Source organism: Catellatospora bangladeshensis (assembly GCF_016862575.1).
GTDB classification, from domain to species: Bacteria; Actinomycetota; Actinomycetes; order Mycobacteriales; family Micromonosporaceae; genus Catellatospora; species Catellatospora bangladeshensis.
Genome location: NZ_BONF01000004.1, coordinates 217,039 through 230,369, shown reverse-complemented (window position 1 = coordinate 230,369; position 13,331 = coordinate 217,039). Strand labels below are relative to the sequence as shown.

The 13,331-nt window shown below is 72.6% G+C and carries 13 protein-coding genes; 4 read left to right on the top strand and 9 right to left on the bottom strand.

The genetic code is table 11. The annotated features are described in order from the left end of the window. Positions 1 to 154 precede the first annotated feature (154 nt). The 3 genes from Cba03nite_RS02820 to Cba03nite_RS02810 form a co-directional block, all read right to left on the bottom strand. Positions 155 to 2,089, bottom strand: a complete 1,935-nt coding sequence (locus Cba03nite_RS02820) for an ABC transporter ATP-binding protein (RefSeq protein ID WP_203741358.1) — start codon at positions 2,087 to 2,089, stop codon at positions 155 to 157. Positions 2,090 to 2,325: 236 nt separating this feature from the next. Beyond that, on the bottom strand, positions 2,326 to 3,078 hold the full coding sequence (locus tag Cba03nite_RS02815; protein WP_203741432.1) for an enoyl-CoA hydratase/isomerase family protein: 753 nt from the start codon (positions 3,076 to 3,078) through the stop codon (positions 2,326 to 2,328). A 45-nt stretch (positions 3,079 to 3,123) separates the two neighbouring features. Beyond that, positions 3,124 to 3,351: a helix-turn-helix domain-containing protein gene (locus Cba03nite_RS02810; protein ID WP_120315961.1), complete on the bottom strand. Its 228-nt coding sequence runs from the start codon at positions 3,349 to 3,351 to the stop codon at positions 3,124 to 3,126. A gap of 137 nt (positions 3,352 to 3,488) precedes the next feature. On the opposite strand from Cba03nite_RS02810, the gene Cba03nite_RS02805 reads away from it, so the two are divergent. Beyond that, positions 3,489 to 4,802, top strand: coding sequence for a glycosyltransferase family protein (locus tag Cba03nite_RS02805; RefSeq protein ID WP_239125412.1), 1,314 nt, complete (start codon positions 3,489 to 3,491; stop codon positions 4,800 to 4,802). A 70-nt stretch (positions 4,803 to 4,872) separates the two neighbouring features. Here the strand turns inward: Cba03nite_RS02805 and Cba03nite_RS02800 are convergent, their stop codons facing one another. Further along, positions 4,873 to 6,471 carry an ABC-F family ATP-binding cassette domain-containing protein gene (locus tag Cba03nite_RS02800; protein WP_203741356.1) on the bottom strand — a complete coding sequence of 533 codons (1,599 nt, stop codon included), beginning with the start codon at positions 6,469 to 6,471 and terminating at the stop codon, positions 4,873 to 4,875. Positions 6,472 to 6,621: 150 nt separating this feature from the next. Between Cba03nite_RS02800 and ypfJ the strand changes: the two genes are divergently transcribed. Next, on the top strand, positions 6,622 to 7,650 hold the full coding sequence (ypfJ, locus tag Cba03nite_RS02795; protein WP_203741354.1) for a KPN_02809 family neutral zinc metallopeptidase: 1,029 nt from the start codon (positions 6,622 to 6,624) through the stop codon (positions 7,648 to 7,650). A 130-nt stretch (positions 7,651 to 7,780) separates the two neighbouring features. On the opposite strand, the gene Cba03nite_RS02790 is transcribed toward ypfJ, so the two are convergent. Continuing rightward, entirely contained in the window at positions 7,781 to 8,410 is a 630-nt protein-coding gene (locus tag Cba03nite_RS02790; protein ID WP_203741352.1) for an acVLRF1 family peptidyl-tRNA hydrolase, read from the bottom strand. Continuing rightward, positions 8,410 to 9,462 (bottom strand): aminotransferase class V-fold PLP-dependent enzyme, encoded by a 1,053-nt coding sequence (locus tag Cba03nite_RS02785; protein ID WP_203741350.1) that lies wholly within the window; start codon positions 9,460 to 9,462, stop codon positions 8,410 to 8,412. Before Cba03nite_RS02785 ends, Cba03nite_RS02790 begins: the two co-directional genes overlap by 1 nt. A 59-nt stretch (positions 9,463 to 9,521) precedes the next feature. On the opposite strand from Cba03nite_RS02785, the gene Cba03nite_RS02780 reads away from it, so the two are divergent. Further along, positions 9,522 to 10,247, top strand: coding sequence for a DNA alkylation repair protein (locus Cba03nite_RS02780; RefSeq protein WP_203741349.1), 726 nt, complete (start codon positions 9,522 to 9,524; stop codon positions 10,245 to 10,247). A gap of 27 nt (positions 10,248 to 10,274) precedes the next feature. Continuing rightward, complete coding sequence (locus Cba03nite_RS02775) at positions 10,275 to 10,901, top strand: TMEM175 family protein (RefSeq protein ID WP_203741348.1); 627 nt, start codon at positions 10,275 to 10,277, stop codon at positions 10,899 to 10,901. Positions 10,902 to 11,014: 113 nt separating this feature from the next. On the opposite strand, the gene Cba03nite_RS02770 is transcribed toward Cba03nite_RS02775, so the two are convergent. The 3 genes from Cba03nite_RS02770 to Cba03nite_RS02760 all read right to left on the bottom strand — a co-directional run bounded on the left by Cba03nite_RS02770 (position 11,015) and on the right by Cba03nite_RS02760 (position 13,278). Next, entirely contained in the window at positions 11,015 to 11,749 is a 735-nt protein-coding gene (locus tag Cba03nite_RS02770) for an HAD family hydrolase (protein ID WP_203741347.1), read from the bottom strand. A 4-nt stretch (positions 11,750 to 11,753) separates the two neighbouring features. Continuing rightward, the gene (locus Cba03nite_RS02765) at positions 11,754 to 12,380 is read right to left on the bottom strand and encodes a LysE family transporter (protein ID WP_203741346.1); all 627 of its coding nucleotides are present in this window, start codon (positions 12,378 to 12,380) and stop codon (positions 11,754 to 11,756) included. A 157-nt stretch (positions 12,381 to 12,537) separates the two neighbouring features. After that, positions 12,538 to 13,278, bottom strand: coding sequence for an N-acetyltransferase (locus Cba03nite_RS02760; RefSeq protein WP_203741339.1), 741 nt, complete (start codon positions 13,276 to 13,278; stop codon positions 12,538 to 12,540). Positions 13,279 to 13,331 lie beyond the last annotated feature (53 nt).

Sequence of the window (13,331 nt, the reverse complement as noted above, 5' to 3'; positions counted from 1 at the left end):
TAAGCCCAGACCACACTTTGCGACACGAACTCCCGATCAACCCGCGGACCCGCCCACCCCGAGCCGCCCAGCCGGCCCACCAAGATCGCCAATTCGTGTCCAAACCTGGGCCCAGACCACACTTTGCGACACGAACTCCCGATCAACCCCACCGTCAGGCGGGGGTGTCCGCGAGGCGGGGGGAGTCGGTGACCGCGAACTGGGTGCGGTAGAGGTGGGCGTAGAGGCCGCCCTCGGCGAGCAGCTGCTCGTGGGTGCCGCGCTGGACGATCCGGCCGCCGTCGAGGACCAGGATCTGGTCTGCCTCGCGGACGGTGGACAGCCGGTGCGCGATGACCAGCGCGGTGCGGCCCGCGAGCGCGGTGGACAGGGCCTGCTGCACCGCGGCCTCGCTCTCGGAGTCCAGGTGCGCGGTGGCCTCGTCCAGGATGACGATCGACGGGGCCTTGAGCAGCAGCCGGGCGATGGCGATGCGCTGCTTCTCGCCGCCGGAGAACCGGTAGCCCCGCTCGCCCACCACCGTGTCGAGGCCGTCGGGGGTGGCCCGGACCAGGGTGTCGATCTGCGCGGCGGCCAGCGCGGCCCACAGCTCGTCGTCGGTGGCGTCGGGCTTGGCGTAGCGCAGGTTCTCCGCGATGGTCTCGTGGAACAGGTGGGCGTCCTGGGTGACCACGCCGATGGTGTCGCGCAGCGACTGCAGCGTGGCGTCACGCACGTCCACGTCACCGACGAGCACCGCGCCGGAGGTCACGTCGTACATGCGGCTGACCAGCATCGAGGTGGTGGACTTGCCCGCACCGGACGGGCCGACGAGCGCGACGAGCTGACCGGGCTCGACGGTGAACGAGACGCCCCGCAGCACCGGCTCGGCGGCGGCGCGCTCCAGGGTCGCCACGTCCTCCAGCGAGGCCAGGGAGATCTCCGCGGCGGCCGGGTAGCGGAAGGTCACGTCCCGGAACTCGACCCTGGCCGCGCGCGGCGGCACGTCCACCGCGCCGGGCCGCTCGGCGATCGCGGGCGGCAGGTCGAGCACCTCGAAGACGCGGTCGAAGGAGACGAGCGCGCCCATCACGTCGACGCGTACGTTCGACAGCGCGGTGATCGGGCCGTAGAGGCGCACCAGCAGCAGCGCCAGCGCCACGACGGTGCCCGCGTCCAGCACGCCCTGTACGGCGTACCAGCCGCCCAGGCCGTAGACGAGCGCCTGGGCCAGCGAGGCGACCAGCATCATGGCGACGAAGAAGGTGCGCGAGTACATGGCGCTCTGCACGCCGATGTCGCGCACCCGCCCGGCGCGCTCGGCGAACCGCCCCGCCTCGATCTCCGGGCGGCCGAACAGCTTCACCAGCAGCGCCCCGGCCACCCCGAACCGCTCGGTCATGGTGGCGTTCATGCGCGCGTCGAGGTCGTACGACTCCTTGGTGATCGCGGCCAGCCGGTGCCCCACCCGGCGCGCGGGCAGGATGAACAGCGGCAGCATCACCAGCGACAGCACGGTGATCTGCCAGGACAGGGTCAGCATGACCCCGGCGGTGAGGATCAGCTGGATGATGTTGCCGACCACGCCGGACAGCGTCGAGGTGAACGCGCGCTGCGCACCCAGCACGTCGTTGTTGAGCCGGCTGACCAGCGCGCCGGTCTGCGCCCGGGTGAAGAACTGCACCGGCATCCGCTGCACGTGGTCGTAGACGCGGGTGCGCAGGTCGTAGATGAGGCCCTCGCCGATCCGGCTGGAGTAGAAGCGCTCGGCCAGCGACAGCAGCGCGCTGACGACGGCGAGCGCCGCGATGACCAGCGCGATGACGATCACCGTGCGGCCCGCGTCGGCGGCGAGCGGCTTGCCGTCCTCCGGCACGATCGTGTTGACGACCCGGCCCGCCAGCAGCGGGGTGACCACGCCGATGACCGCGGCCAGCACGACCGTCAGCAGGAAGACCGTGATCTCCTTGCGGTACGGCCGGGCGAAGCCCAGGATCCGCCGCGCGGTCAACTTGCCGATCTTGCGGTTCTCCACGCTCTGCCCGCGGCGCATCGACCGCATGAGCGATTCCATACCGCCGCCGGGGCCGCCTCCGAAACTCACCCGCATACCTCCCTCTAAGCCCTGCCGTGCCGCTCAACGTGCGGCGCCGAGTGAAAATTCCTTAGCCGGGCTTATTAACTATTCCGCGATCCGGGGCGCACCATCGCGCCGCGTAGTCCCCGCACCGGAGGAATGAGCGGGAACCGTCCTTTCCACCATCGCGAATCAGCCATGGGGAGGACACCCGAAAGGGCGTATCAACGAACGCGGAAAAGGACGATCGGCGCCGCGGAGGCGGATTCCTACTCGCCCAGCCCGGCCAGATCGCGGATGCGGCGCGTCTGCGCCTCCCGCTCGGCGCGCTCCTGCTCGGCGTAGCCGCGGCCGCTCGCCGCCGCCAGCAGGGCCTTGATCTCGACGACCGCGTCGCGCGGCGCGGCCAGCACCGCGTCGGCCAGATCGGCCGCGGCGGCGTCCAGCTCGTCACGCGGCACCACCAGGTTGACCAGGCCGATCCGGTCCGCCTCGGCGGCCCCGACGCGGCGCCCGGTCACGCACAGCTCCAGCGCACGGGCGTAGCCGACCAGCTCCACCAGGCGCTTGGTGCCGGTGAGGTCCGGCACGAGCCCCAGCGTCACCTCCGCCATCGCGAAGAGCGCGTCGTCGGCGGCGATCCGCAGGTCACAGGCCAGCGCGAGCTGGAAGCCCGCGCCGATGGCGTGGCCCTGCACCGCCGCGATGGTGATGAGGTCGGGCCGGCGGAGCCAGGAGAAGGCCTGCTGGAACCCGGCGATCCGGTCCGCGCACTCCTCCGGGTCGAGCGTGGCGAGCTCCTGGAACTCGCCACCCTGCACCACTTTCAGGTCGAGGCCCGCGGAGAAGGACCGCCCTTCTCCGCGTACGACCACGACGCGCACATCGCCGGCAAGCCCCCGTGCGGCCGCGGCAAGACCCGTCCAGAGCTGCGGGGTCTGCGCGTTGCGCACCTCCGGGCGGTCCAATGTCACCGTCGCGACCGGACCGTCCACGGTCATGCGAAAGCCGGTCGCTGCCATGTCAGGCATCGGCCGGCTCCCACTGCTCGGCGTGGCGCGGGCGAATCATGCCTTCTTGCGCCGACGTGCTCCGCCGCGCTGCCGCAGCGCGACACCGGACTCGGTGAGCACCCGGTGGATGAATCCGTACGAACGGCCAGTCGACGCGGCCAGCGCGCGGATGGACTCACCCGACGTGTAGCGCTTCACGAGGTCCTTGGCGAGCGTCTGGCGTTCGGTCCCGACGATCCGGCGACCCTTCTCGGTGGTGGTAGCTGTGCCGGTGGCTGCCATGTTGAAATCCTCACGTCCCGGACGATGCGGTATGCGGTCCAACCTATTAGACCGCCTCCGACGATCATGCGCTAGATATCAATTCCATGCCAACCGACACGCACGGTGCTGTCGGGTACCCGATAGCGTGTCCGACCGTGACCACCGCTGACCCCCTGAGCACCCGCGACCGCGAACGGCGAGACCTGTTCGGCTGGTTGGTGCTGGTGTGCATCGGCCTGCTGGCGACCTGGCTGGCGGTGCGCGGCGGCGCCCGGCTGGGCACCGCCAGCGCGCCGTTCCTCGGCAGCTACCGCTTCGAACTGTCGCCCGCCTCGCTGCTGGCGCCGCTCGTCGCGGTCGCCGTGCTCGGCGCCGCCTGGCGCGGCTGGATCCATCGACTGCCGTGGTGGGCGGTGAGCACCGGGGCCACCGTCGCCTTCTTCGCGTGGGCCGTCTCGCTCGCCCTCGTCGACGGCGCCGGCGGCCTGACCCGCTCGCTCACCCCGGACAGCTACCTCGGTGACGTACAGGAGGTCGGCGACGATCCGCTGGCGTACCTGAGCTCCTTCACGGGCCGCTCGGCCGAGCACACCACGGCGACGCGCGGCCACCCGCCCGCGCCGGTGCTGCTGCTGTGGGCCGTGCAGCGGCTCGGCGTCACCGACCACCTGGCGCTGGGCCTGCTGGTGACCGCGGTCGGCGCGCTGTCCGTGCCGATGGTGCTGGCCGCCGTACGCGACATGAGCGGCGAGGCCGCCGCGCGCCCGTACGCGCCCGTGCTGGCGCTGGCGCCGTACGCGGTGTGGACGGCGGTGTCGATGGACGCCGTGGTGGCCACGCTCGGCGCGGCGATGACGCTGGCCGGGGTGCGCGCGACCCGGCGCCACGGTTGGCGCGCGGCGCTGTGGGCGGTGCTGGCCGGGCTGCTGCTCGGCGTCGCGGCGCTGTTCTCGTACGCCGTGGCCTGGCTGGGGTTGTCCGTGGTGTTCCTGAACTTCGCGCGGCGCCGGGCCGCCCTGAACATGTTCGCCGGGCTGGGCGTGCTGCTGCCAGTGCTCGGCGCGGCGAAGCTCGGCTTCACCTGGACCGACGGGCTGGGCACGGCGTACGCCGACTTCGCCGAGCGCATCGAGCCGCACCGCAGCGCCATGTGGTGGGGCCTGATCAGCGTGTGCGCGCTGCTGCTGGCGGTCGGCCCGCCGCTGTACGCCAGCCTGCGCAAGGTGCGCAACACCCCCGGCTGGCCGTTCCTGGTCGGCGCGGCCACGGCGGTGCTGTTCTCGGTCGGCGCGGGGCTGGCGCGCGGCGGCGTCGAGCACGCCTGGCTGCCGTACTTCCCGTGGCTCACCATCGCCGCCGTCGCCCCGGAACGCCCCGGCGGCGACCCCGTCCCCGCTCCCCTGCTCCTGGTCGCCGTGGGCGCCGCCTCCGCGATGATCATCGAAGCGGTCCTGTCGACGCCCTGGTAATCGGCGGCGCGCGTTAAAAAGGGCACCTTCCTCTACGCAAAGCGATAAGAAGGTGCCCTTCCTTCGTTTGTCAGGCTAGTTCGACGAGTTCGAGGAGGTCGTCGCTCCAGGCGTCCTCGTCGCCGTCGGGCAGGAGGATGGCGCGGTCGGGCTTGAGGGCGGCGACGGCGCCGGGATCGTGGGTGACCAGGACGATCGCGCCGGGGTAGCGGGCGATGGCGTCGAGGACCTGCTCGCGGCTGACCGGGTCGAGGTTGTTGGTGGGCTCGTCGAGCAGCAGCACGTTGGCGCCCGAGCAGACCAGCGTCGACAGGGCGAGCCGGGTCTTCTCGCCGCCGGAGAGCACCCCGGCCGGTTTGTCCACATCGTCCCCGCTGAACAGGAACGCGCCCAGGATCCGGCGCAGCTCGGTGTCGGTCTGCTCCGGGGCGGCCGAGCGCATGTGGTCGAGGATGGTCCGGTCCACGTCGAGCGTCTCGTGCTCCTGGGCGTAGTAGCCCAGCCGCAGGCCGTGGCCCGCCTTCACCTCGCCGGTGTCCGGCTCCAGCATGCCCGCGAGCATGCGCAGCAGCGTGGTCTTGCCCGCGCCGTTGAGGCCCAGGATGACGACCCGCGAGCCGCGGTCCACCGCGACGCTGACGTCGGTGAAGATCTCCAGCGAACCGTACGACTTGGACAGTCCCTCCGCGGTCAGCGGGGTCTTGCCGCACGCGGCCGGGGTGGGGAAGCGCACCTTGGCCACCTTGTCGGCGGCGCGCACCTCGTCCAGCCCGGCGATCATCTTCTCGGCGCGCTTGGCCATGTTCTGCGCGGCGATCGTCTTGGTGGCCTTGGCCCGCAGCTTGTCGGCCTGCGCCATGAGCGCGCCGGCCTTCTTCTCCGCGTTGGCCCGCTCCCGCTTGCGGCGGCGCTCGTCGGTCTCCCGGGCTTCGAGATACGTCTTCCAGCCCATGTTGTACGAGTCGACGACCGAGCGGTTGGCGTCGAGATACCACACCTTGTTGACGACCGCCTCCAGCAGCGAGGCGTCGTGGGAGATGACGATCAGGCCGCCCTTGTGCCCGGCGAGGAAGCCGCGCAGCCAGGTGATGGAGTCGGCGTCGAGGTGGTTGGTGGGCTCGTCGAGCAGCAGGATGCCGCCGCCGGTCTCGGTCGCGTCCCGGAACAGGATGCGGGCCAGCTCCACCCGGCGGCGCTGGCCGCCGGACAGCGTGCCCAGGGTCTGCTGGAGGACCCGATCCGGCAGGCCGAGGTTCGAGCAGATGCGGGCGGCCTCGGCCTCGGCACCGTAGCCGCCGAGCGCGGAGAACTGGTCCTCCAGCTGCCCGTAGCGGCGCATGAAGCGCTCGTCGTCGGCGAGCTTCGGCTCCAGCTCCTTCATCTCGTTGCGCAGCACGTCCAGCCCGCGCGCGGAGAGCACCCGGTCGCTGGCGGTGATGCCGAGGTCGCCGGTGCGCGGGTCCTGCGGCAGGTAGCCGACCGGCCCGCGGGTGTCGACCTTCCCGGCGTAGGGCGTGCCCTCACCGGCGAGCACCTTGAGCGTGGTGGTCTTGCCCGCGCCGTTGCGCCCGACCAGACCGATGCGGTCGCCGGGCTGCACCCGCAGGGTGGTGTCCCCGAGCAGGATGCGCGCGCCCGCGCGCAGTTCCAGACCGGTGGCCGTGATCATGTAACTCTCCCAGGTCAGGGGTGGGCCACCGGGTGGCACGAGGAAGGACTGCCCATTCTACCGAGCCGCGCGCGGCAGCTCGCCTGGGCTTTACCCCGGGCCGCCCCATTTTGGGTGTGATTCACCACAAAACTGCCTACGCTGGCTTGCGTGAGCATCAACGAGAACGCAGAGCTCGACCCGTCACAGGTCGAGGACATGCGCGGCTCCGGCGGCGGAGGCGGCGGCGGGGGCGGCTTCCCGCCGTTCGGCGGAGGTGGCGGCGGGGGTATGGGCGGCGCGGGCGCCGGCTGCCTCGCGGGCCTGCTGCCCATGCTCATGCGCAGCAAGATCGGCATGGCCGTGCTGCTGGTCGGCGCCCTGTGCGTCGGCCTGCTCATCTGCACCGGCGGCGGCTCCAGCCTGTTCAGCGGCGTGGGCGGGCTCAACCCCGGCCAGCCGGGGCAGCAGCAGCCCGGCCCCAACGACGTCAACAGCACCGCGCTCGCCCAGCAGTGCGACCGCTCGAACCCGAACCGGTTCGACAACCCGGCCTGCCGCAACCTGCTCTACATCAACTCGATCCAGGCGTACTGGCGCGCGGCCATGCCGCAGTACCTCGGCCAGCAGTACACGCCCGCGACGACCCGCTTCTTCACCGGCTCGGTGTCCACCGCCTGCGGCCCGGCCACGGCCGGCGTCGGCCCGTTCTACTGCCCCGGCGACAACCACGTCTACATCGACCTGAGCTTCTACGAGGAGCTGGCCAACCGCTTCGGCGCGAAGGGCCAGTTCGCGCAGGCGTACGTACTCGCCCACGAGTACGGCCACCACATCCAGACCCTGCTCGGCACCGAGGCGCAGGTGCGCCGCGCCCAGCAGCGCGACCCCGCCAACGCCAACAAGTACTCGGTCGCCATGGAGCTGCAGGCCGACTGCTACGCGGGCGTCTGGGCCAACGCGGCAGCCAAGACCACCGACGCCACCGGCCAGCCCCTGTTCAAGAGCGTCACCCAGCAGGACATCGACCAGGCGCTGGAGGCCGCGGCCGCCGTCGGCGACGACGCCATCCAGCAGAAGGCCGGCGGCCGCATCAACCAGGAGGCCTTCACCCACGGCAGCTCCGAACAGCGCCAGCAGTGGTTCAACCAGGGCTACCGCACCGGCGACCCCCGCCAGTGCGACACCTTCTCCCGCTGACCCGCCCGCCGAACGCCGCCCGCCGCGTCGCGCCGCGCCGCGTCGCGAAGATCCACCGACTTGCCTGGCAGACGGGCGCATCTTGACCCTCGATACGCCCGTCTGCCAGGCAAGTCCGATGGTCTTGGGGTTACGGGACCAGGTGGATGCGGACGGCTTGGGCGGTGGTGAGCGCTTCGACGAGGACGGCGTGGCGGGGCTCGGGGACGTCGAGGAGGCGGTCGTGGCGGAGCGGGAGCAGGGGCGCCAGGCGTTTGTCGAGGAGGATCTCGTCGACGGTGGCGCGGTCTCCGCCGCAGACCAGGGCCGCCAGGCTGTCGGCGTACGGCAGCAGGATGCGCGCGGCGATGTCCGCGGCGTCGCGGGCGGCCCCGGCGGCCTGGTTCTCCCGGCGGCGCGCGTAGCGCTGCTGTGACCAGCCCCCGGCCGCCGTACGGCCCTGCACGTAGAACGTGTCCACCTTGGAGCTGACCAGCTCGTCGCCGTCGGCGACCCCGACCGCGACCGCGTTGCGCCTGGCCAGCAGGAACCCCAGCCGGCGCGGCACGGCCAGGGCCGTGAGCAGCCCGTCGATGTCGGCCACGTCGGTGACGCCGGGCGGTGGCAGCAGCTCGGCGGTGTCGCCGTTGGCGGCGGACAGCTTCAGCCCGTCCTCCTCCGCGCCGTCATGGCGCGAGTAGAAGCCGTCCAGCCAGCGGCGCAGCCGTCGCGGCTCGACGTCGGCCCAGCGCCCGCCACCGGCGGCCGGTTTCGCGACCATCAGCCCACCAGCGCGTTCAGCGCGGCGTCCACATCGGCTTCCGTGGTGTACGCGTGGAACGACGCGCGGATCCGCCCGTTGCGCACGGCCGTACGGATGCCCGCGGCGCCCAGCTTCGCGTCGGCGCCGGGCACGTCCACGGAAACGATCGCGCTGTCCCCCGCCGGCAGCCCGAGCCCGGCCCGGAACCGGTTGGCGAGCGCGAGGTCGTGGGCGTGGATCGCGGCCACGCCCAGCTCCTCGATCAGCTCCAGCGCGGGCGCGGTGCCGACCCACGGGTGCCAGGCGGGCGAGATGTCGAAGGCGCGCGCGTCCTTGGCCAGCCGCAGCGGCAGCCCGTAGTACGAGCCGTGCACGTCCTCCCCGGCGTACCAGTTCGCGGCCAGCGGGCGCATCCGCTCGCGGGCGGCGGGCGCGAGATACACGAAGCCGGTGCCGCGCGGTGACATCAGCCACTTGTACGCCCCGGTGACCACGACGTCGGCGAGCGAGCCGTCGAACGGCAGCCAGCCGCACGCCTGGGTGGCGTCGACGACCACCAGCGCACCCGCCGCGCGGGCCGCGGCGACGATCCCGGCGTAGTCGGCGACCGCCCCGTCCGACGACTGGACCAGCCCGAACGACACCACGTCCACGGAGGCGTCGATGCGCTCGGCGAGCCGCTCGAACGGCGCGGTGCGCACGGTCACGCCCCGGTCGGCGTGCACCGCGAACGGGAACACCGCCGAGGTGAACTCCAGCTCCGGCACCAGCACCGCCGCCCCGTCCGGCACCGCCGCGGCGACCGGGGCGAGCAGCTGCGACACCTGCGCGCCGATCGCGACGTCGGCCGCGTCGACGCCGATGAGGCGGGCGTAGGACTGCCGGGCCCGGTCGGTGGACTCGCCCCAGCCCTCCCACGAGGTGCGCCCGCGCCGCCAGTCGGCCTGGGCGGCCTGCAGGGCGTCCCAGGCCCGGTCCGGCGGCAGCCCGAAGCTGGCCGTGTTCAGGTAACCGGGCTCGACGGCGGACCAGTGCGCGGCGAAGCCGGCCGCGGGCGGAGTACTGTCCATGATTCGCAGTATTCCACCCGCCGTGGGCGGAAATCGCAGGCCAATATGCAGGAGGTGGCATGGCCGGGGCAGCACGCGGGGGCGGTCCGGCACCGGCCGCCGATCCCCGGGCCGCCGGACTCGCGCTGACCGGCGCCCTGGCCGCGCGCCTGACGGCCGCCGCCGATCCGGCCCGCGCTCCGGCGATGCGGGCGTACCTGCGCGAGCAGTTCCCGTTCCTCGGAGTGCCCGCGCCGCAGGTGCAGGCCACGGTCCGGGCGGTGCTCGCCGGGTCGCCCCGGCCGGACGCCGCGACGCTGCGGGAGGCCGCGCTCGACTGCTGGGCGCGCGACGAGCGGGAGTTCCAGTACGCCGCCTGCGTGCTGCTGCGCCGTCACGCCCGGACGCTCGACGCGGGCTTCCTCGACACCGCGCGGCACCTGATCGTCACCAAGTCGTGGTGGGACACCGTCGACACGCTCGCCGCGCACGTGGTCGGCGCGCTGGTGGCCCGCCACCCGCACCTGGTGCGCGTGATGGACGCGTGGGCGGCCGGGGACGAGCTGTGGCTCGCCCGCACGGCGCTGCTGCACCAGCTGACGTACAAGGCCGGCACCGACGCCGAACGGCTGCTGCGCTACTGCGCCGAGCTCGCGCCGCACCCGGACTTCTTCATCCGCAAGGCGATCGGCTGGGCGCTGCGCGAGCACGCCAAGACCGACCCCGCGGCGGTACGCGAGTTCGTGGCCGCGCAGCCCGGGCTGTCCGGGCTGTCCCGGCGGGAAGCGCTCAAGCACCTGAGCTGACCAGGTCCGCTGTGGTAGGGACGAGGTGTGAAGGAGGAGTCCCGCTCGCTGAACCGGCTCACCGCGTTCACCGACGGGGTCGTCGCGATCGCGCTGACCCTGCTGGTGCTGCCGCTGGCCGGCATCGCCCAGGAGGCGGGGACCGAGACCGTGCGCGACATGGTGCGCGAGCATGCGGGCGACTTCGCCGCGTTCGTGATGTCGTTCGCCGTGGTGTCGCTGTTCTGGATGGTGCACCGGCGGGTCTTCGACAACCTCGCCGACGTCGGGGAGGGCATCATGCTGCTGAACAGCCTGTGGCTGCTGGGCGTGGTCTTCCTGCCGGTGCCGACGGCGGTGCTGACCTACGAGGTGAACCAGTCCCACGGCGCCACCGTGCTCTACATGATCAATCTGCTGTTCATCGCGCTGAGCGGCCTGCTGCTGTCCCTGCGCATCCGCGACCGGAAGCCGCTGCAGCGCCCCGGCCGCCAGGAGGCGGTGCAGCGCTCGGTGCGCCGCGGCGTCATCTCCAGCAGCGCCATGCTCGCCACTCTGGTGGCCGCGCTGTTCCTGGGCAGCCTGGCGCTGCCCCTGCTGGCACTCCTGCCCGCCATGCAGGCGATGGCCGAGCGCCGAGCGCAGCGCCACCATCACCCCGGCGCCCGGCCCTGACCGCGGCGAGCCGAGCCCCCGTGCCCCGTGCGCGGCGATCCGCCACCACAGACGGGCCGGGCGAGGCGCCGCCGCAGCGAGGCACGGCGCCGCTCGGGCCCGCCGATGCACCGTTACAGCGACTTGCGCAGCAGGTCGAGCAGCTCGTTACCGTCGGCGACCACGGCGTCGGGGGTGTGCTCGCCGGCCTCGCGCGGCTCCCCCTCGGGCATGAGGATGGCCGCTCCCACCCCGGCCCGCCGCGCGCACGCGATGTCACGGTGCGGCTGGTCGCCCACGAACCAGCTCGCGGCGGCGGGGACGCCCAGCTCCCGGGCGGCCGCCCAGATCATGCTGGGGTGCGGCTTGTACACGCCCAGCTCGTCGCTGTAGATCTGGGCGGCGACGGCCCCGGTCAGCCCGAAGTCGTCGAGCGCGTCGCGGTGCGCCTGCCCGCACGGGGTGTTGCTGACCACCGCCACCGGCATGCCCCGCCCGACGGTGAAGTCGAGCAGGTCGGCGATGCCGGGTCGCAGCTTCCAGTCCGTGCGCCGGGCCCACTGCCGGGTCAGGTCGGTGGCGTGCACCAGCACCGTGGCCCGGGCCACCGCGGGCCACTCGGCGGCGATCAGCTCGCCCCAGAGGTGCTCGTGGGTGATCTCCAGGCACTCCTCGTCGTCCTCGCGCAGCCGCGAGCGGGCCTGCTTGGCCCGGTCCAGCGCCTCGCGGATCTGCTCCTCGGCGACCGCCCCCGCGGTGAGCCGATGCACCCGCTGGATCAGCGCGGAGTGGCGGTCGTGGGGTGACCGTCCAGACTCGACGATCACCCCACCGAAATCGAGCAGCAGCGCGGCGGGGGAAGGCAGCATGCGCCTACTCTGCCACGACCAGAGCCAGGGCGAGCACCGAGATCACCAGGCTGGACACCAGGGCGGTGACCAGGCGTCCGCGCGGTGTGCCGAGCACCCGGCCAACCAGCGCGCCGCCCGCCGCGACGGACAGCTGCCAGCTGGCCGAGGCGAGGAACGCCGCGCTGACGAACACCGCCCCCTGTGCCCCGGTCAGGCCGTCGACGGCCTGGCCGCCGAGCACGAGCGCGCCGAAGTAGACGATGGTCATGGGATTGAGCAGGGTCAGTCCGAGCAGGGCGAGGAAGGCCCGTCCGGGAGAGTCGAGCAGCCTGGTCTCCTTCGCCCTGGCCGGATCACGGTAGTGGCGTATCGCGCTCACCGCGGTGTGCCCCGCGAGGTAGAGCAGCACGGCCACCGCGACCCAGCGCAGCGGGGTGGCGATCGGCTCGATGAAGCGGGCCAGCGCCGCCCCGCCGAGCACGGCCACCAGGGCGTAGATGCCGTCCGCCGCGGCCACGCCGAGCGCGGCGGCAGCGCCGATCCGCAGCGAGGTACGGGCGGTGAGGCTCATCAGCAGGAGCGCGATCGCGCCGACGGGCACGGCCACGCCGTACCCCGCCAGCAGCCCCGCCACGAAGGCGGCGGTCACGACTGCGAGAGGCTCGCTCCGGACTCGGACCCACGCTGCTGTCGGCCCCGTCCTTCCGCCGTGGCGGACAGGGGCGCGAGGCGCGGGCAGGTATCAGTCATGCGAGCGATTCTGCTGGTCGCGCCCCAGGTCCGCGACGTATTTTCCGGTCGATGTCTCAGGCGCCGGTGCGGTGCCGGATCCACACGTTGGGCTCGACGTACACGGCCCAGTCGTGCTCGGCGTCGTTGTGCACCGGGGTGAGCGCCCTGGGCACCAGCACCGGGCCGGTCTTGTCGAACGGCAGGCCGGTCCACTCGGCCCACTCGGCGCAGGTGCCGGGGATGACCATCGAGCGCGTGGCGATCTTCTCGATCATGCCGCCGGCCCGGACGTGCACCCGCAGCCACGGGTCCACCGGCAGGCCGTCGTCGCGCGTGCGGTACGCGTACTCCGTCATGGGTTCCAGCGGGTCCTTGGCACCGTTGGGCCGCACCGGCGCGACCAGGTCGGCGAAGCCCAGCCGGGCGGTGTTGTCCCGCATCGCGGCCAGCATCAGCGCGGACAGGCCCGTGCCCTGCCGGTCCGGGCGCACCGAGATCTCGATTGCGGACACGATGTTGGGGGTGTCCCCCACCGCCTTCGCCCGCATCGCCCGGCGCAGCGCCCCGTCCCAGCCGTCGAGCGGCAGCTCGTCGCCCACCGGCAGCACGAACGGCACGCTGTGCCCCTTGGCCACGATCCGGCCGGGCTCCGCCGGATCCTCCGCGACCAGGATGTACTCCGGCCACAGCCGGGTGCACAGGCCGTAGTACAGGTTCGAGATCGGGTCGTGCAGCATGAACTCGGGCCACGCCGTGGGCATGTTCCACAGGGCGTCTTCGAGGTCGGGTCGTTCGGCAAGGGTGGCGATGCGCATGGGCGCGAGCCTCCTACGGCAGCCCGAAGGTCATCAACCGCATTATCCGCCGC

What these genes read in the sequence shown, in the direction of transcription:
- Cba03nite_RS02820 (WP_203741358.1), bottom strand. Translation starts at nt 2,089, where the DNA reads ATGCGGGTGAGTTTCGGAGGCGGCCCCGGCGGCGGTATGGAATCGCTC.
- Cba03nite_RS02815 (WP_203741432.1), bottom strand. Translation starts at nt 3,078, where the DNA reads ATGGCAGCGACCGGCTTTCGCATGACCGTGGACGGTCCGGTCGCGACG.
- Cba03nite_RS02810 (WP_120315961.1), bottom strand. Translation starts at nt 3,351, where the DNA reads ATGGCAGCCACCGGCACAGCTACCACCACCGAGAAGGGTCGCCGGATC.
- Cba03nite_RS02800 (WP_203741356.1), bottom strand. Translation starts at nt 6,471, where the DNA reads ATGATCACGGCCACCGGTCTGGAACTGCGCGCGGGCGCGCGCATCCTG.
- Cba03nite_RS02790 (WP_203741352.1), bottom strand. Translation starts at nt 8,410, where the DNA reads ATGGTCGCGAAACCGGCCGCCGGTGGCGGGCGCTGGGCCGACGTCGAG.
- Cba03nite_RS02785 (WP_203741350.1), bottom strand. Translation starts at nt 9,462, where the DNA reads ATGGACAGTACTCCGCCCGCGGCCGGCTTCGCCGCGCACTGGTCCGCC.
- Cba03nite_RS02780 (WP_203741349.1), top strand. Translation starts at nt 9,522, where the DNA reads ATGGCCGGGGCAGCACGCGGGGGCGGTCCGGCACCGGCCGCCGATCCC.
- Cba03nite_RS02770 (WP_203741347.1), bottom strand. Translation starts at nt 11,749, where the DNA reads ATGCTGCCTTCCCCCGCCGCGCTGCTGCTCGATTTCGGTGGGGTGATC.
- Cba03nite_RS02760 (WP_203741339.1), bottom strand. Translation starts at nt 13,278, where the DNA reads ATGCGCATCGCCACCCTTGCCGAACGACCCGACCTCGAAGACGCCCTG.